This is a genomic window from Terricaulis silvestris, assembly GCF_009792355.1.
GTDB lineage: Bacteria > Pseudomonadota > Alphaproteobacteria > Caulobacterales > Aquidulcibacteraceae > Vitreimonas > Vitreimonas silvestris.
Map to the genome: position 1 here is coordinate 3,398,158 of NZ_CP047045.1, position 17,921 is coordinate 3,416,078.

General features: G+C 65.2%; 14 protein-coding genes and 1 pseudogene. 10 read left to right on the forward strand and 5 right to left on the reverse strand.

The features are described 5' to 3' along the window. Positions 1-5: 5 nt before the first annotated feature. From DSM104635_RS17330 to DSM104635_RS17355, 6 genes and pseudogenes are all read left to right on the forward strand, one after another. Positions 6-641, forward strand: a complete 636-nt coding sequence (locus tag DSM104635_RS17330; RefSeq protein ID WP_158767423.1) for a phosphoribosylanthranilate isomerase — start codon at positions 6-8, stop codon at positions 639-641. A 10-nt stretch (positions 642-651) separates the two neighbouring features. Continuing rightward, complete coding sequence (gene trpB / locus DSM104635_RS17335) at positions 652-1,866, forward strand: tryptophan synthase subunit beta (protein WP_158767424.1); 1,215 nt, start codon at positions 652-654, stop codon at positions 1,864-1,866. Next, the gene (locus DSM104635_RS17340; RefSeq protein WP_158767425.1) at positions 1,863-2,327 is read left to right on the forward strand and encodes a hypothetical protein; all 465 of its coding nucleotides are present in this window, start codon (positions 1,863-1,865) and stop codon (positions 2,325-2,327) included. The genes trpB and DSM104635_RS17340 overlap by 4 nt, the downstream gene beginning before the upstream one ends. Beyond that, on the forward strand, positions 2,324-3,151 hold the full coding sequence (gene trpA / locus DSM104635_RS17345; RefSeq protein WP_158767426.1) for a tryptophan synthase subunit alpha: 828 nt from the start codon (positions 2,324-2,326) through the stop codon (positions 3,149-3,151). Before DSM104635_RS17340 ends, trpA begins: the two co-directional genes overlap by 4 nt. Next, positions 3,148-4,002: pseudogene (locus DSM104635_RS17350) on the forward strand (acetyl-CoA carboxylase carboxyltransferase subunit beta); the annotation flags it as partial. The gene trpA and the pseudogene DSM104635_RS17350, both read left to right, overlap by 4 nt. Before the next feature lie 131 nt (positions 4,003-4,133). Next, a complete protein-coding gene (locus DSM104635_RS17355) occupies positions 4,134-5,420 on the forward strand; it encodes a bifunctional folylpolyglutamate synthase/dihydrofolate synthase (RefSeq protein WP_158767428.1) in 1,287 nt (428 codons plus the stop codon). Here DSM104635_RS17355 and trxA read toward each other — a convergent pair. From trxA to DSM104635_RS17380, 5 genes are all read right to left on the reverse strand, one after another. Then, on the reverse strand, positions 5,417-5,761 hold the full coding sequence (gene trxA / locus DSM104635_RS17360) for a thioredoxin (RefSeq protein ID WP_158767429.1): 345 nt from the start codon (positions 5,759-5,761) through the stop codon (positions 5,417-5,419). The genes DSM104635_RS17355 and trxA overlap by 4 nt on opposite strands. A gap of 62 nt (positions 5,762-5,823) precedes the next feature. Beyond that, positions 5,824-9,237: a double-strand break repair helicase AddA gene (gene addA / locus DSM104635_RS17365; RefSeq protein ID WP_158767430.1), complete on the reverse strand. Its 3,414-nt coding sequence runs from the start codon at positions 9,235-9,237 to the stop codon at positions 5,824-5,826. Then, a complete protein-coding gene (gene addB / locus DSM104635_RS17370) occupies positions 9,234-12,137 on the reverse strand; it encodes a double-strand break repair protein AddB (RefSeq protein ID WP_158767431.1) in 2,904 nt (967 codons plus the stop codon). The genes addA and addB overlap by 4 nt, the downstream gene beginning before the upstream one ends. Then, the gene (locus DSM104635_RS17375; protein ID WP_323368332.1) at positions 12,134-12,856 is read right to left on the reverse strand and encodes a nucleotidyltransferase family protein; all 723 of its coding nucleotides are present in this window, start codon (positions 12,854-12,856) and stop codon (positions 12,134-12,136) included. The genes addB and DSM104635_RS17375 overlap by 4 nt, the downstream gene beginning before the upstream one ends. Continuing rightward, positions 12,853-13,947 carry an aminoglycoside phosphotransferase family protein gene (locus DSM104635_RS17380; protein WP_158767432.1) on the reverse strand — a complete coding sequence of 365 codons (1,095 nt, stop codon included), beginning with the start codon at positions 13,945-13,947 and terminating at the stop codon, positions 12,853-12,855. Before DSM104635_RS17380 ends, DSM104635_RS17375 begins: the two co-directional genes overlap by 4 nt. Positions 13,948-14,063: 116 nt before the next feature. Here DSM104635_RS17380 and DSM104635_RS17385 point away from each other — a divergent pair, with 116 nt between their 5' ends. The 4 genes from DSM104635_RS17385 (at position 14,064) to DSM104635_RS17400 (ending at position 17,862) form a co-directional block, all read left to right on the forward strand. Then, a complete protein-coding gene (locus DSM104635_RS17385) occupies positions 14,064-15,299 on the forward strand; it encodes an NAD(P)/FAD-dependent oxidoreductase (RefSeq protein WP_158767433.1) in 1,236 nt (411 codons plus the stop codon). A 15-nt stretch (positions 15,300-15,314) separates the two neighbouring features. Next, on the forward strand, positions 15,315-15,635 hold the full coding sequence (locus DSM104635_RS17390) for a 2Fe-2S iron-sulfur cluster-binding protein (protein ID WP_158767434.1): 321 nt from the start codon (positions 15,315-15,317) through the stop codon (positions 15,633-15,635). Between the two features lie 194 nt (positions 15,636-15,829). Then, a complete protein-coding gene (locus tag DSM104635_RS17395) occupies positions 15,830-16,630 on the forward strand; it encodes a hypothetical protein (protein ID WP_158767435.1) in 801 nt (266 codons plus the stop codon). Next, on the forward strand, positions 16,618-17,862 hold the full coding sequence (locus DSM104635_RS17400) for a glycosyltransferase (protein WP_158767436.1): 1,245 nt from the start codon (positions 16,618-16,620) through the stop codon (positions 17,860-17,862). Before DSM104635_RS17395 ends, DSM104635_RS17400 begins: the two co-directional genes overlap by 13 nt. Positions 17,863-17,921: the final 59 nt, after the last annotated feature.

Consider the following 17,921-nt stretch of genomic DNA (forward strand, 5'->3'; position numbering starts at 1 on the left):
TAAACATGCCTGACGCGAAAATTTGCGGCATCACGACGCCGGAAGCGCTCGACGCCGCCATCGAAGGCGGCGCGCGTTTCGTTGGCTTTGTCACCTACCCGAAAAGCCCACGCTTCCTCACGCAAGACAAGCTCGCCGCACTGGCCCGCCGCGCGGCCGGACGCGTGGAGACGGTGCTGGTGACCGTCGCCGCCGATGATGCGCACCTTGTCGCCGCCATCGAGGCCGCCCAGCCGGACTGGATCCAGCTTCACGGTGGCGAGGCGCCTGGCCGGGTCGCCGAGGTCCGCCGCTTCGCCCGCCGGGGCGTCATCAAAGCCATGGGCGTCGGCCGGCGCGAGGACCTGATGGCCGCCAGCGCCTACGAGCCGGTCGCCGATATGCTGCTGTTCGACGCTCAGGCGCCCTCAGCGGCCGCCCAGCCGGGCGGCAACGCCATGGCGTTTGACTGGAGCCTTCTTGGCAGCTGGACCTTCGGCCGCCCCTGGCTGCTTGCCGGCGGATTGACCCCGGTGAACGTCAGAGAGGCGATCCGGGTCTCCGGGGCCGACCTCGTGGACGTGTCCTCTGGCGTGGAAAGCGCCCCCGGCCTAAAGGACCCCCTCCTGATCGCCCAATTTCTGGCGGCTGTGGAAGTTTAAAACCCGCCCGATGGATGCGCGCCGCAACTGGCAGGACCTACCCGACGCCGAGGGCCGCTTTGGCCAGTACGGCGGCCGGTTCGTGGCCGAGACGCTGATGCCGCTCGTGCTGGAGCTGGAGCGCGCCTACCGCGAAGCGCAGGCCTCGAATGAATTCAACGCCACCATGGCGGACTTCTGGACCCACTACGTGGGCCGCCCGTCGCCGCTCTATTTCGCTGAACGCCTGACCGAGCATCACGGGGCTGCGAAAATCTACTTCAAGCGCGACGAGCTCAATCACACCGGCGCGCACAAGATCAACAATTGCCTCGGTCAGATTCTGCTGGCGATGCGCATGGGCAAGACGCGCATCATCGCCGAGACCGGCGCCGGCCAGCACGGCGTCGCCACCGCCACCGTGTGCGCGCGCTTTGGTTTGCCGTGCGTCGTGTTCATGGGCGCGACCGATATCGAGCGCCAGAAACCCAACGTGTTCCGCATGAAGCTCTTGGGCGCTGAAGTCCGCCCCGTCACGTCAGGAGCCGCCACGCTGAAGGACGCGATGAACGAAGCGCTGCGCGATTGGGTCACTAATGTCGCCGATACGTTCTACTGCATCGGCACCGCAGCCGGTCCGCACCCTTATCCGGAAATGGTGCGCGACTTCCAAAGCATCATCGGCCGCGAAGCCCGCGAGCAAATCCTCGAGCGCGAAGGCCGCCTGCCCGACGCAGTCATGGCGTGCGTCGGCGGCGGCTCCAACGCGATCGGGCTGTTTCACCCCTTCATTGCCGACGAGAGCGTGAAGCTCATTGGCGTCGAAGCGGCCGGCCGCGGCATCGACGATCGCTTCGAGCACAGCGCCGCGATCAGCGGCGGACGCCCAGGGGTCCTGCACGGGAACCGCACTTACCTGTTGCAGAACGAAGACGGCCAGATCCTCGAAGGGCACTCCATCAGCGCCGGCCTCGACTACCCAGGCGTCGGCCCGGAGCACTCGTACTTGGCCGACATAGGCCGGGCGACATACCTGTCCGCCACTGACGACGAAGCTCTAGCTGCATTTCAACTGTGCGCGAGGCTTGAAGGCATCCTTCCTGCACTAGAACCATCCCACGCACTCGCCCGCGTGGGAGATATCGCGAGGGATATCGGCAAGGGCGGCGTGATCATCATGAATCTCTGTGGGCGCGGCGACAAAGACGTGTTCACAGTTGCGGATGCGCTAGGAGCCAAGCTTTGAAATTCGCACACCTCATCTTCTGCGGCGTCGCCGCTTTCGCCCTGCCCGCTGTCGCCGTGCCGAAGGAAAGCGTTCGCGCCGCTCCTGTCGCGGCGACGGCAACCTCCTCCACGCTCTTCCCGGGCGAGCTGGATATTCCGATCGCTGACGGCTCGAACGTCCCGTCCAATTGTGAGTTTCCCTCATCGCTGACCGCGAGCGGCCTGGAGCTCGCCTGCATCGTCGCCGACGGCGCCGCTGAAGACGAAGTTGGCATCGAGTACATTTCGTGGCTGGGCTCGAACGGCTTCCGCCACAGCGCCGACATCATCGGCGGCTTCGTCGCCGCTCGCGAAACCGGAAACGGCTGCGAGCAGACGCTCAACATCTACCCGCATGGCGAAGAGGGCGAGACCGCCGGCATCTGGTTCGCGCTCGAACGCGAGCCGCGTTGCGCGGCGGCACAACCCGAGACGCCATGACGTCACGTCTCGATCAGCGATTTGCCGCACTCAAACGCGACGGGCGCTCAGCGCTCGTCGCGTATGTGATGGCGAGTGATCCTGATGCGGAGACGTGCTTCGAGATTCTGAAAGGCCTTCCTCTCGCCGGCGCTGACATCATCGAACTGGGCTTCCCGTTCAGCGATCCGATGGCCGACGGCCCGAGCGTGCAGAAGGCAGCGTTGCGCGCGCTGAAAGCCGGCGGCTCACTCAAACAATCGCTCGATCTCGCGCGCCGCTTTCGCGCCACCAATGCCGACACGCCGCTCATCCTGATGGGCTACGCCAATCCGATCGAGAGCCTGGGCTACGACGCGTTCGCCGAAGCCATGCACGCATCCGGCGCCGATGGCGCGATCATCGTCGATCTGCCGCCGGAGGAAGACGCCCCGCTCCGCGCGGCGTTCGACGCCCGCGGCCTCTCCATTATCCGCCTGGCCACGCCAACTACGGATAGCAGCCGGTTAACCAAGGTGCTCGAAGGCGCCTCCGGGTTCCTGTATTATGTCTCGGTCGCTGGGGTTACCGGCGCCAATCAAGCCGCCTCCGACAGCATTCGCGCCGCCGTGGAACGCCTGAAGCGGGCCACGACTTTACCGATTGCGGTTGGGTTCGGCGTGCGCGAGCCGGAAGCGGCGCGCGCGATCGCGAAGACCGCTGACGCCGTGGTTGTAGGCTCGGCGATTGTGGATGAGATCACCGCCGGCCCAGAGGCCCAAGCGGTCGAACGCGTCTTGCGCAAAGTCGCTCAATTGAGCGAAGCTGTGCGATCAGCGCGTGCACTGGAAGGGACACCGGCATGAACTGGCTGTCGAATTTCGCGCGGCCCGGCCTCTCCAACAAGAAGAAGCCCGAGGACGCGCCAGGTACGCCAGACAATCTCTGGATCAAGGACCCGCTGAGCGGAGACCTGATCTATCGCGCCGAGCTTGAGCAAGCCGATTGGGTCACACCCTCCGGCTTCCACATGCGCATCGGCCCCGACGCGCGCTTCAAACAAATGTTCGACGACCAAGCCTGGCAAAAAATCACGCTGCCCAAGGTCGCGACCGATCCGCTGAAATTCAAAGACGATAAGAAGTATGTCGATCGCCTGAAAGCCGCGCGCGCGAAAGTTGGCCGCGACGATTGTATGGCCGCGGGTTACGGCCGCATCGGTGGTGCGCACGCGGTCGTGCTGGTGCAGGATTTCGAGTTCATGGGCGGCTCGCTCGGCATGGCCGCGGGCGAAGCCTTCATCGCCGCCGCTGAAGCCGCGGTGCGGCGCAAGGCGGCGATGGTGGTCGTGACCTCGTCCGGCGGCGCGCGCATGCAGGAAGGCATCCTCTCGCTGATGCAAATGCCGCGCACCACGCTGGCGATCCAGCTGCTGCACGAAGCGGGGCTGCCGTACATCGTAGTGCTCGCTGATCCGACGACTGGCGGCGTTACCGCAAGCTACGCCATGCTCGGCGACATCCACATCGCCGAACCCGGCGCACTGATCGGCTTCGCCGGCCCTCGGGTGATCGAAAACACCATCCGCCAGAAGCTGCCCGAAGGCTTCCAGCGTTCGGAATATCTGCTCGACAAAGGCATGGTCGATCTCGTTGTCGATCGTCGCCAGCTCAAGGCTACCATCGCCACGCTGCTGTCGGTGCTGATGCACAAGCGCGCGATGAAGCAGGGCGATAGCGGCGAGACGATTGAGCTGAACGAGCTTGCGTCGGACGAAGAGGCCGAAGCGCCGGCCAAGTCCAAGCGCAAAGCGCCGAAGCCGACCCGCGCGAAAGCGGCGGAGTAGGTTTGCGCGATCCCGCGCGCGAACGCTTCGAAGCGCTGTTCGGCCCGGAGTTTGGCCACGGCAAGCCATTTGATCTGAACCCGCTGCGGGCCTCACTGAGCGCGCTTGGCAATCCGCACGAAAAGCTCCCGCCTGTCATCCACGTCGCCGGCACCAACGGGAAAGGCTCCACCATTGCGTTCACGCGCGCGATCGCCGAAGCAGCGGGCCTTGAAGTGCACGCCTTCACCAAACCGCATCTCTTCACGCTCAACGAACGCTTCGTGATTGCGGGCGCACCTACGCAAACGGACGCGCTGATCGCCGCCGCAGAACGAATAGCTGCCGTTGCACCCGATTTCACCCAGTTCGACGCGCAGGTCGCCGCGGCCTTCTTGTTGTTCAGCGAAACGCCAGCCGACCTCATTCTGCTCGAAACCGGAATGGGCGGACGCGACGATTCCACCAACGTCATCGCCAAGCCCGCGCTCAGTGTGATCACGCCGATTGGGCTCGATCACCAGGACGCGCATGGCGCGACGCTGTCCGAAATCGCGGCCCACAAGGCCGGGATCATCAAGGCAGGCGTTCCGGCGGTGATTGGGCGCCAAACCGACGATGCCCGCGATGTTCTCGAAGCAACCGCCGAGCGGTTCGGCGCGCCGTTGCATCGCCAAGGCGTCGAGTGGGACGCCTACGCGAATTCCGGCCGCCTTGTCGTCCAAACCGAAACCCGCGCGCTCGATCTGCCGCTGCCGGCGCTCTACGGCGCACATCAGATCGACAATGCCGGTCTCGCCTGCGCGGCGCTGCTTGCGCAATCACACTACAAGATTAGCGATGACGCGTTCGCCGAAGGTGTCGCAAACGCGGTTTGGCCGGCGCGGCTCCAACCACTAACACGCGGTGGGTTTAGCGCCCCTGTTCGCGCGATAGGTGGTGAAGTCTGGATCGATGGCGGCCACAACGCGCACGGCGCACAAGCGTTGGCACAAGCGCTGAGCGCCATGCGGCGCAGACGCGAAGCGCCAACGGTCGCCATCATCGGCATGCTCGCGCGCAAAGACGCCGAAGGTTTTGTCCGCGCCTTTGCTGGCGCGGTCGATCACATCATCGCCGTGCCGCTCCCCGAACCGCACGTCGCTCCAGCACTAATCGCGTCCCAAGCCGAAGCGTACGGCATTGTTGCAACCACGACACCATCCCTCGCCGCCGCAATGCAAAACGCGGCGCAGTTTCCTGCGCCGCGTGTGCTGATCTGTGGCTCGTTCGTGTTGGCGGCTGAAGCGCTTGCCGCCGAAAGCGATTAGGCGCGCTGCGCGTCGGTCGCCGGAATGCTCTCGTTAAGCCACTCGACGATCTTCGACTTCGGCATCGCGCCGACTTTCGTCGCGGCGACTTTGCCGTCCTTGAACACCATCAAGGTCGGGATGCCGCGCACGCCGTAGCGGCCGGGGGTCATCGGGTTTTCGTCGATGTTCAACTTCACGACCTGAACGCGCTCGCCCATCTCGGCGGCGATTTCCTCCAGCGCCGGGCCGATTTGCTTGCACGGCCCGCACCACTCAGCCCAGAAATCGACCAGCACGGGCGTGCCAGACTTCAGCACGTCGGCTTCGAAACTATCGTCCGAGACTTTGTTGGTGGCCACGCGGAATGCTCCTGTTGGGCAACGGATTCGTTGCTTCGATGTAGGGGGCGCCGGTTAACGTTTCAACCTCGGCGGAACACCTCGAAAACGGCGTCCAGACGGGGATCCGGCAACTCCATGAGGAGTGGTTTTTCCGTCCAAAGCAGAGCGCAAGTTACGCGCTTGCCGGGAAAGATTTGCCGCAGAACTTCACGATAAAGTGCAAGCTGCAACACGTAAGCGTCGGGCGCATCTGTGGCGTTCGCCGGCGCGGGGCGATCCGTCTTGAAGTCGAGCACGATCACGCGATCGCCGTCGACCGCAAGCCGATCGACAATTCCGCTCACCGCCTTGCCCGCCGCTTCGCCAACGATCGGCGCCTCGGCACGGCTCTGCGCGCCGAACACCGCAGCAAAGCGCGGATCATCGATCACCGCAATCGCTTCGCGCGCATACGCTTCAGCTTCGGCAGCATCGGCGCCCTGCCGCTTCAGCCACGCATGCGCGCTCTCAACGCGACGCGCGGGCGCGACATCCGGCAAACGCTCCAGCAAGCCGTGGATCAACCGCCCGCGGCGGAAGCGCTTGGCGCCATCGCCGCGCGGCGAAAACAACGCGGGGTCAATGCGCTTGATCCGCGACGGCGCCGCAAGCTCACGCGACACGCCGCCAACCGCAGGCTTGCGCGCCCAGTCTGGCAACGCAAACGAAGCGCGCTCAGCGACGGCCTGTGCCTCCGCAATCTGCGGTGCGCCAAAGCGCAAACCTTCGCCGTACGGCGTTTCGATCGGCGCTGCGCTCAACCCTTGCAACGCTTCCTGCACCGCAAGCCGCCAGCTTTCCTTGGTCTCGCCGTCCTTCGAATTGCCGTGCTGCGTGCCGCAAACGATCAGCCGATCGCGCGCGCGCGTCATCGCCACATAAAGCAGGCGCCAATGCTCGCCCTCCATGCGGTCTTTGTGGGCTTGGCGCGCAGTGGCCACCGCCGCGTCGTCGTCGCCAGCGCGGAACGAGATGAACGGACCCTTCTCGTCGTCGAACATCAGGCCGTCATCGGGTTGGGCCGCAGATGGGCCGGTAGAGTCCGGCAGAATCACCAGCGGCGCTTCCAGGCCCTTTGCGCCGTGCACAGTCTTCACGCGGATGGCGCCGGTTTCCGCTTCCAGCTCGCGCTTCACCTGCCCGGAGTCGACTTCAATCTCGTAGAGGAAGCGCTGCAACGTCGCCGCGCCCATCATCGATGGCTTTAGCGCTCGCTGCAGCAATTCCTCCAATGGATCGCGCGACTCCGCGCCAAGGCGCGACAGCACCAGATCCCAACCGGCGCGCGCGTCACGATGCGGCGCCTCGAGCGCCCAGCTCAAGAACGCGAACGGATCAGCGCCAGCGCGAACGCCGAGCTCGGCCACAAACGCTCGAGCGAAGGCGTACTTCTCGTCCGCGCTGGCGTTCAACCGCTGCATCAGCGTCTCGCCGCGCCCACGGCCGTAGGCGAGTGGAAAGATGTCCAAGTCGTCGTCATCAAGGCCAACCCATGGCCCCTTCAGCGCGCTCGCCAACGCCAAATCATCCGCCGGATCAAGCGCGACGCGCATTAGCGCGAGACAATCCTCCACGGCGAGTTCATCGCGCAGCACCATACGATCGGCGCCGGCAACTGGCAGCCCCGCGCGCTTGAACGCCTTGATCAACTCGCGGAACATCGCCCCACGCGTGCGCACCAGCGCCAACACGTCGCCGGGCCGGAGCGGTCGCATGCGGCGCGTGTCTTTGTCCAACACCGCCTCGCGCGTATCGATCATCTCCTTCACGCGCTTGGCGATCGCCTTGCTCAGCTGTGCATGCACGGTGACGCCAGTCTCGACGTCCATCGGCGCATCCCACGCGACGGCTGGTTGCGCAACCGGCCGCATCGCCAGAGGCCAGACCTCAACAACGCCGCCCTCTTGGTCCCGTGCCGCCAAGTGCACGACCTCATCGTGCTTGCCGGGCTCACCCGCAACCAAGCGTCGGCGCGGATCCGCAAACACGGCATCGACGGCACGCAGAACCTCAGGCGCGGAGCGAAACGATGTGCGCAACTCCGGCGCGGCGAAGCTTTGCTTAGCTTTGCGTGAGCGCTTCTCGAGCACGCGCGCTTCGTTCAGGAAGCGCTCCGGGTCGGCGCCCTGGAAGGCGTAGATGCTCTGCTTCGGATCGCCGACAGCAAAGACCGTGCGCGGCCGTTCGCGCGCGCCGACGCCGGCGAAGAACTCTTCTTGCAGCGGCGCGATCAGTTCCCATTGTGTCGGGCTGGTGTCCTGGCCTTCGTCGATCAGAATGTGATCAATGCCGCCGTCGAGTTTGTAGAGCACCCAGGGCGCTGCATCGGCGCGCTGCAAGAGCTTTTGCGCGTTCGCGATCAGATCGTCGAAATCGAGCACGCCGCTGCGCTGTTTCGCGCGCTCATACGCGCGATCCAAGGTCATCGCCAACTGCAGCGCGGCCGCTGCGTCTTCGGCGCGCTCGATGGCGTTGAGCTTCGCCCGCGCATCGGCCGCATCCTCGGCGACGCGCTGCAGCAGGGAATCGATCCAAGGGAAATCGTCCTTGATCTTCTTGGTCGCGAACGCGCTGCGCAACTCGCCCTTGTCGGTCAGCGCGAACTTGAAACACGACATCAACGCATCGCGTGGCGCATGCTCCATGCAATCGAGCGCCGCACGCAAACGTTCCGCTGCATCCTGATCCTTGGCGCTACCCGTCTCCAGCGCCGCCGCCGCTTCGCGCAAGGCGCGCCAATCCTGCCGCGCCAGGAAATCACGAATGAACACGTCGGCGCTCTGTCGCACGTTGTGCCGATTGCGGATCGCCGCCTCGGCGTAGATCGCATTGTCGTGCTTTGCCGCGAAACGATGGAAATCCGCGCGGCGCAACGCGAGGCGATCGAGGAAGCTGTCGAGCGCATCGCCGTTCATCCGGGCCGCAAAGCGCTGAAACGCTTCCGCCGGCGCCTCCGCGCCGAGGGCCGCGCTCGCCCGCGCTTCGCCGAGCATCGCGGCGGCGCGTGCTTCGTCGGCGATGTCGAACCCTGGCGGAACGCCGGCTTCGAGCGGGAAGCGCGCGAGCAAGCGCTCGCAAAACGCGTGGATGGTTTGAATGTGCAAACCCCCTGGCGTCTCCAGAGCGCGCGCAAACAGTGCTCGCGCCGTGCCCATATCGCTCGCACTCGCGCCGAGCTTGGTCAGTTCGGCTTCGAGTGTTGCGTCATCCGCAACGCACCAGCTGCCCAGCCGCTCGAACAAACGCCGCTGCATCTCGGCGGCGGCTGCCTTGGTGTAGGTGATGCACAAGAACGCGGACGGTTTTGCGTTGGGCAGCAGAAGCAAGCGCGCGATGCGATCGACCAGCACCTTGGTCTTGCCCGATCCGGCGTTCGCGGTGACGAACACCGACGTGCCGGGATCGGCCGCAACGCGCTGTTGCTTGTCGGCATCCTTCAGCGCGCGGGCGCTCATTCGTCGCCCTCCGCGTCAGCCCATTCCTTGCGCCGCGCCAGATGGTCGTACTCGGTGTACGGCTTCACGAATTGCACGCGCGGCTTGGACAGAAACGGCTGATCTGCCTGCGCGTAGCGCTGCAACAAGCCGCGCAACGAAGAGAGAGCTTTCTCCGCTTCCGCTTGAGCGTCGAGATCGAGCGGCTTTGGTGTCGGATCAGCGCCGCCGAAGCGCCAGTAGAGCAGCTCGGTCGCCACCGCCGCCGGCACGCCTTCGAACTTGCCGCGCGCAAGCATCACAGCGAGCAAAGGCAGTTGCGGCGACAATCCGCTCTCAACTTGGCTCTTCGTCGCTGGTGCGCCCGTTTTGAAATCGAGCACCGCGACATGCGCCAGGCCAATTTCGATGCGGTCAGCAACGCCTGAGAGCTCGACGCCCTCAACCGGCAACACGCCCTTCGCCTCGCGATACACGATCGCGTTGTGCGCGCGCCGCTCGGCGAACCAGTCGATCAGCGCCGACACCGAAAGCGCCAGCCGCGCCCGCTCAGCCGCCCGACGCTCCGCCGAAACACCGGCGTGGCGCAATTGTTCATCGAGTAAGTCGATCAGCTTGCCGTGATCTGCGCCGTCTTCGAACAACTCGATGGCGCGGTGAACAGCGGTGCCACGTTCGGCTGGTCCTGCGGGCGCGCCGATCGGCTTCAAATACTCCAAACCGAGAATGCGCCGCGCGTAGACGGCATAGGGATCGCGGATGAGGGATTCCACCTGTGTGACACTGATGCGCTTCAGGCGTTTGTCCGTGGGCGGCTTTGGGCGCGGTATTTTCGGCGTGCGCGCCTTGCTCGGCGCATTGAGCGCGCGCGCCCAGGCCAGGTGCTCGTCGGCGTGGTCGAGCTTCGCGTGCGCGCCTTGGACCAAGGTTTGCAAGCGCCACAGCCAGCGCGACGCCAAGGTCGGCGAACCATCGCGCCGCAGCGATCGCGTCAGCACCACGTTCGGCGCATTGGCCAGTTGCGCGAAGTCATGCGCGGCCAGCCCAATGCGCTGATCGAGCGATGGCAAGCCCAACGCCTCGCGCATCGTGCGCGAGAGAAACGGATCTTCGCCGGGCGGCGCAGGCCACACGCCTTCGTTCAGTCCGCCGAGGATCATCAGGTCGCGACGCTGAAGGCGCGCTTCGAGCGGCCCCCAGATCGCGACGCGCGGATCGCCGCCAGAGGCCGGCGGCGCTTCCTTGCCGTCCATTAGGCGCAACAGCACGCGAGGCGCAGCGCCCGGCGACATTGCGCCGAGATCAGCGCCGTGCGCGATGGCGTCGCGCAGTACTTCCGCTGCGATCTCGCCGTCGCGCTCTTGCCAGACGTCTGCGCCGGTCGCGGTTTCGGCGCCTTGTGCGATGGCGTCAGCAAACTGCGCCAGCGTGATTTGCGGTTGCGCCGTTACCGCCGTGAGTGGCGCCAATGCTTGCTCCACGCTCGCAACGATTGCGCGCGCGCGGTCGTACTTGGCGAGTTTGTCGAGCGCCGCGAGGTCCTGCAGTGTTTCATGACGCCGCGCGCCGCGCAGCGCTTCGTGCTCCAATGTAGCCAGCGCCGCTGCATTACCGGCCAAGCGCACGCGCGGATGCTTCAGGAACGCCGCTAGCGCCACGGGCTCGCCTGGATCGCGCGCCAGGTCGCACAGCAACGCGATCAGTGCGCCTGCTTCGCTCTCGCGCAACGGGCGTCCGTGCGAAACGGACGGCACGATGCCCCAGCGCGTCAGCTTCGCTTCGACCCGGCGCGCCAAGCCGGCGTCCGGCGTTGCGAGCGCGGCGCTGTCGCCCTTCTCTAGAGCTTCGCGCAGCAGAATGGCGATTGCGCTCGCCTCTTCGTCTTCTGTTGTGGCCTCGACCAAGCGCAAGCCTTCAGCGCCCGCTTTCACAAATGCGGCGCCGCCGGCAGCGTCCAGGCGCTTCAGCCAGTCCGCCGTGCGCTCCGCTGGCGCCAGCGCTTCGCGCATTAGCACGCGCCGCGCGCGGCCTTGGGTGGTCTCCTGCACCATCGACCGAATGTCGCCCCGCGCTACGCCAAGCGCCGCCAACGTTTCCTTCAGCACATGCTGCGGATGCTGATCACCGACCAACGCCCAAGACTCGTCATCGAGATCGACATCCAGTCCTGGCAGCACGACGACGCCACGCGGCAGCGCAGCGACGACCCGCATCAGCGCGCGCGTAGCGCCCATTGAGCCAGTCGATCCCGCAATGATAACTGGCCGCGTCGGTGGTTCGCGCGTCCAATCGCGGGCCAAGGCGTGGAGCATCTCGGCACGCCGTCCACCGGGATCGCTCAAACCGTCTAGCTTCAAGCGTTGCGGCCAGTAGTTCGCGATGATCGCGAGAAACTGCGCCGACGCTTCCCAGTGCCGCGCCAAGTCGCGCTCCTGCACGAGCGTCGGCAACTTGTCCCAATGCACTTCGTCGGCAGCAGCCGCACTATCGAGCAGCTTGCGCAACTCGTCCGCCAACGCCAATGCACGCGCGGGATCTTCGACGCCGCCCGCCGCCTTGTCGCGCGCACGTATCAGCGCAGCGAGCTCCATGCGTTGGCGCGTGACATCGATCGCCGACGCAACGTCGAGCGCAATCGGATCGGCGCCCCAAACTTGCGGGTCTTCGTCGAGATCGCCGAGCGGGCGGATCGCGGGCAAAATCGCAGCACCACCGAGGCGCTTCTGGAATGCATCGATCAAGCCGCGCGCGGCGCGCCGGTTCGGCAACAGCACCAGCGCGTCGGAGAGCGCGAATGGATCGTCTTCGCGCACAAGCGCTGCGACCATGGAATCGGCGAGCACGTCGAGGAATGGCGCCGACGCAGGCGCTGCCCGGAGCCTTGGCGCCGGGCCTTCAAACAGTCCGAGCGGCGATGTCATGGACTGGGCGCCGCGCTCGCCAGGCGCGCTTCGGCTTCGCTCCGCGCGTCGGGGTCGCCGACGTGCATCCAATAGCCGCCGAGCGGCGCACCGTGGAGCCGCCCTTCTCGCGCCAGCCTCCGCCACACGCGCGTGAACGAGAACGGCTTGAGCGGCTCTTCATCAACGATGCGCGGATCGATGATCTGTGCACCCATGTAGGCCCACGGCGTGTGCGGCAGCGCATCGCGGAACGAGAGCACGCCGGCTTCGTCCATGAAGAAATCGCCATCGCCGTCGTAGCCGAGCTGGGCGTTCATCGCCGCCAGCATAAGGCGCGCGCCCATTCGCGTGGAATCGAAACCTTCCGCCAGACGCGCGAGCGCCGAGCCATACGGCTCCTCCCAAACGCTGTCGATGTTGCAGACAATGATCGGGTCATTACCAAGCAGCGGTCGCGCTTGGCGAACACCACCACCGGTTTCCATCAATTGTGCCCGTTCATCTGAGATCACGATCTCGATGTCGGCGCGGCGGCGCACATGCGCTTCGAGTAAGTCTGCGAACGAATGGACGTTCACCACTGCGCGCCGCACGCCCGCGGCGACAAGACGATCCAGCACATGATCAACCAGCACGCGCCCGCTGACTTGCACCAGCGCCTTCGGCCGATCGTCCGTCAGCGGCTTCATCCGCGTGCCGAGGCCCGCGGCGAGCACCATGGCGGTGTGCGGCGTCAAGCGGCTTGCTCCAGGTAGGGCCGCGCCACGCTTTCGACGAAGGCTTTCGCCTCGGAGAGCGACGGGTGCTCAAGCGTCCGCGCCAAGTGTCCCCACTCGCGCGGCATGAAGGCGAGATAGCGCTGCTTGCCGTCACGGCCCGCGAGGCGCGAGAAGATGCCGAGGATGCGCATGGCGTTGATTGCGCCGAGCACCGCGAGTTCGCGCTGAAATTCAGCTTCGCTTGCGCCGGTCGCGTCGAGATAGGCGCGGATCGCGGCTTCGTGCGCGGGATAACTCACGTCGCGCCGCGCATCGTGCAGCAGCATGGCGAAATCCCACGCCCGCCAGCCCCGCACCGCGTCCTGGAAATCCAGCAGCCCGACGCGCTGCAAGCCATCGCGCTCAGGCAGCCAGAGCAAGTTCTCGGCGTGGTAGTCGCGGATCGTGAACGCGCGCGGGAAGCCCAACGCTTTCACGATCAAGCTATCGCGCACCTTTTCCCAACGCGCCCGCGCGGCATCATCAATATCAACATCGGCGGCGCGCGGCAGCCAATCGACGAACAGGTCCGCGTTCACTTCGAGTGCAAGGGCATCGTAGTCTTGTACCGGCCACGACGCGCCGCCCGTGCCTTCAAGCCTGCTCGGTGCTGGCGCTTGGTGCACATGCGCCAGCACACGCGCGGCTTCTTCGTAAAGCGCGATCTCGTCCTGGCCGCCGTCGCCAATCACATGCGCGTAGAGGCTGTCGCCGAGATCCTCGATCACCGCGTATCCGGCATCACAATCGGCGCCGTATATGCGCGGCGGTGAGAGACCGATATCTTCGAGATGCTTCGCCACCGCGACGAACGCCTCAACCCGAGAAGCGGCCAGCCGGGAGGTGGCGTTCCAGCCCATGGCGCGGCGTTCCGCCGGAGTCGCCCCTGGCGGACAAGGGGCGCTTTCGTTCGACCGGGGCGCATCCATGAGCATGGCGCGGCGGTCACCCAGCTTCAGGCGCTCGTAGCGGCGCGTGGAAGCGTCGCCGGCGAGCGGGGTGCGCTCGGCGCCGGCGAAGCCGGTTTCGGCCAACAACCGCTCCAGCGCCTCGGCCCTTACGGAAGCCAACGAATCGTTAGGGGATTTCAATGTCACGGCGGCGGAATCTGCCTTGCGGCAAGCGCCGCATCAAGGGCCGCTTGCGCCCCATACTGCTTGGCCTTTAACACTAAGCCGCTGTGACTATGGGCGAAATCAAACGCATCATCATCATCGGCGCTGGCCAAGCCGGCGGCGAGACCGCGCAACGGCTGCGCCAGGGCGGTTTTGCCGGGGATATCACGCTGATCGGCGAGGAGCCGGCCGCGCCCTATCAGCGCCCGCCGCTGTCGAAGGCCTACCTCAAGGGCGAACTCAGCATGGACCGGCTGCTGCTGCGGCCGGCCGAAATGTACGCCGAGGAAAACATCACCCTCCTCACCAAATTGCGCGCGGTCTGGATCGATCGCTCCAACAAGAAGGTGCGCGTCGAGGGCGGGCGCGAACTGCCGTACGACGCGCTGGTTTTGGCCACCGGCGCGAAGCCGCGGAAGCTGCCGCTGGTCGGCGCTGACCTTGAGGGCGTGTTTCTGTTTCGCACGGCCGGCGATGTTGACCGCGTGCGCGAGCGCTTCGTTTCGGGCGCCAGGCTCGTTGTGATTGGGGCTGGTTACATCGGGCTCGAAGTCGCGGCGGTTGCGCGGCAATGCGGGCTTGAAGTCACGGTGGTTGAAACCGCTGTGCGGCCGCTTGCGCGGGTGACTAGCCCGGAAGTTGCTGGGTTCTTCCTGGATGAGCACACGCGCCAGGGCGTGCGCTTCGTGCTTGGCGGCCAGCCTGCGGTGCTGAAAGGTCAGGACCGCGTCACCGGCGTTGCGCTCACCGACGGGATGGAGATCCCCGCCGACATCGTCATTGCCGGCATTGGCGTGACGCCGGACATCGCGTTGGCGGAGCAGTGCGGGCTCACCGTCGCCAACGGCATTCTCACTGACCGCCATTGCCGCACCGCCGATCCGGCGATCTACGCCATCGGCGATTGCGCGGCGCGGCCGATGGTGCATTTCGAGGGCCGCATCGCGCGGCTGGAGAGCGTCCATAATGCCGTGGAAGGCGCGAAGGTCGTCGCCGCCCATTTGCTCGGGGCCAAGGATCACACCGAGGAAGCGCCCTGGTTCTGGTCGGATCAGTACGACCTCAAACTGCAAATCGCAGGGCTGTTCCACGGCTATGAGCATGTCGCGTTCCGTGGCGTTATGGCTGACCGCGCCTTCGCGGCGTTCTACTATAAGGGCGAGCGGCTGATCGCTGTGGATGCAGTGAACAAGCCGGCGGAGTATCTGGGCGCTAAGATGCTGATCCAAACCGGGCGGTCGTTACCGCCCGCCGTGTTGGAAGACACATCGAGGCCAATGAAAGAGCTTGTCGCGTCCGCGCGCTGAGGGTTTGAACGACTTATGCCGAAGATCACCTACATCGAAGACTCCGGAAAAGAGCATGTCGTCGAAGCGCCGGTTGGCCAGACGGTGATGGAGGCGGCCGTGAAGCATGCCGTGCCGGGCATCGACGCGGATTGCGGCGGCGCGTGCGCATGCGCGACGTGCCATGTGTATGTCGATCCGGAGTGGTTGGCGAAGACGGGCGAGCAGAACTCAATGGAGCAATCCATGTTGGATTTCGCCAACGACGTTGAAACCAACTCGCGGCTTTCGTGCCAAATCAAGGTGACGCCGGATTTGGACGGCTTGGTTGTGCGGCTGCCGAAGAGCCAGCACTAGTAGGTTATTAGAGTCATTCCCGTGCATCGCGCGGGTAGTGTGGAATCTATCCTCGGAATATCCGTCAGCTTTTTCGCCGAAAGCTGGCGAGAAAGTGAGAGGCCGCTCGGCATCCTGCGGCCTTCCGCTGGCGACCTGGGGTTCGTTGACATAAAGTCGCACTCAAATCTATCAGCCCGGCGTGGCGGAGGACGATGATCTTGTCAGACACGCGAGAGGCCGCTGGCGGGCGGACTTTGTTGCTCCACGCGCATCCCGGCCACGAACTGCGGCTGTTCGGCTGGATGGCGCAACAAAAGCCGACACTGTTCCTGATGACGGACGGGTCAGGCGCCGGCGCCCCGCGAACACATCATTCGCTGCAATCTGCCCTACGTGCGGGAGCGCGCCCGGGCGCCGTGTTCGGGCTGGCCCCGGATCGCGACTGGTATGCGGCTATTCTAAACACAGACCTGACGATGTTCGACAAGGTGATCAGCGCAATTGTTGAGGCAGCGACCGCGAAAGGCAGCACGCTGATCGTGAGTGACGCCGTCGATGGCTACAATCCGATGCATGACCTTTGTGAAGTTGTTGCCGCTTCGGCCACACTGAGACTGAGGCGTCAAGGACGAGACGTTTCACATCTGGTTGCCCGCGCGGTTGCGGGCGGCAATAGCGATGACATCGTCACCGAGATTAGGCTCGACAGGGACGAGCAGCAGCGCAAACAGGAGGCTGTCGATGCCTACGCGTCGCTCGCCGAAGAGGTGCAGCGCCTACTTGACGAGGACCCCGCAGCGCTGTCTCGCGAACGGCTGCGGCGGCCGACGTTCGCATGGGATGCGCGTTGGTCGCCTTCATGGGAGAGCATCGGCGCATCGCGCGTCGCGGCGAGCAAGTATACGCAACGGATCGAGTACGAGCGGCATGTGAGGCCACTGGCGCTGGCCTTGTTAGAACGCTGGTCGGCTGAGCCAATCGGGAGCGGGGAGCGCGTCGATTGCGCATCCTGATAACCAACCTTTACCTGGCCAACAATTCCGGGTCCGAAGTCGTTGTGGAGCTGTTGGCGGATGGGCTGCGCCGCGCAGGCCATCAACCGATGGTGCTGGCGCCCACGCTTGGCCCCCAAGCGGCGCGGATGCGAGAACGCGGCCATATCATTGTCGATCGCGTGAGCGCCCTGCCCGCGGCGCCCGAGATCATCCACGCACAACATATATCCGTGGCGCTGGCCGCCTTAGCGGCGTTTCCGGAAACGCCCGCCGTATTCGCCTGTCATAGCGCCAATTTCGAAATCGAGGCGCCGCGGCCTCATCCGCAGATTCGGCGCTGGATTGCGGTGGATAATCTTTGCAGGGATCGCTGCCTGTCACGCGGCGTTCCCGCCGATCGCTTGACCGTAATCCAGAACGCTGTGGACCTGGAGCGCTTCGCACGCCGTTCGCCACTTCCCGAGCGGCCGCGACGAGCACTCCTACTCACCAAGAATGCGGGTCACGTCGAAGCCGTCCGCGCCGCCTGCACCAGTCAAGACGTCGAACTCGCCGAACTTGGTCCCGCCTTTGGGCGCGTGAGCGATCAAATCGAACGCGACCTGCCGAACTATGACCTCGTTTTCGCTACAGCGCGCATGGCCCTGGAAGCCGCCGCGATCGGATGTGCGGTCGTCGTTTGCGACGGGCGCGGCTTTGCGGGACTTCTTACCGCGAAGCGGCTTGCGGACTGGCGTCGGTTCAATTTCGGCGCGGGGCTATTAGCGCGGCCGGCATCGCAACAGCTGGTGGCTGAAGCGATTGCGGCTTACGACGCGGGTGATGCTGGCCTTGTCACCGATCGGTTGCGGGCCGAGGCCTCGTTGACGGACTGCGTCGCACAGCATGTCGCCATCTACGAAGCGGCGCTCGCTGACCCGAAGCCGAACCCACGGGATGTCGCTGCCGCTACTGCATCCTGGATCGAAGAGCTGGTCCCGATGTCGCCGGGGCGAAGCTGGGCGGTTATCGCGCGGGAGCTGTTCGGCGTAGAAGCCGAGACCTTAACGAGGGCGCTAGCGGACAGCGAACAGCGGCTGGCGCAAGAGATGGCTCGGCTTTCGGATCAGAATGCCCAGCGCATCATCACGCGCATCGAGAACCCGCCGATGACGTTCTTCAGCAACGCTTGGCGAACAATCATGCCGGGCGCGATCCGCGCTCCGCTGTACAAGCTGCGGCAGCGCCTGCTTGGCCACAAAATGTCTTGAAATTTCGCCGTTGGGTGCACCTGCGCGCGGACCAATGGCCGCTTCGGCGCAATCAAGAG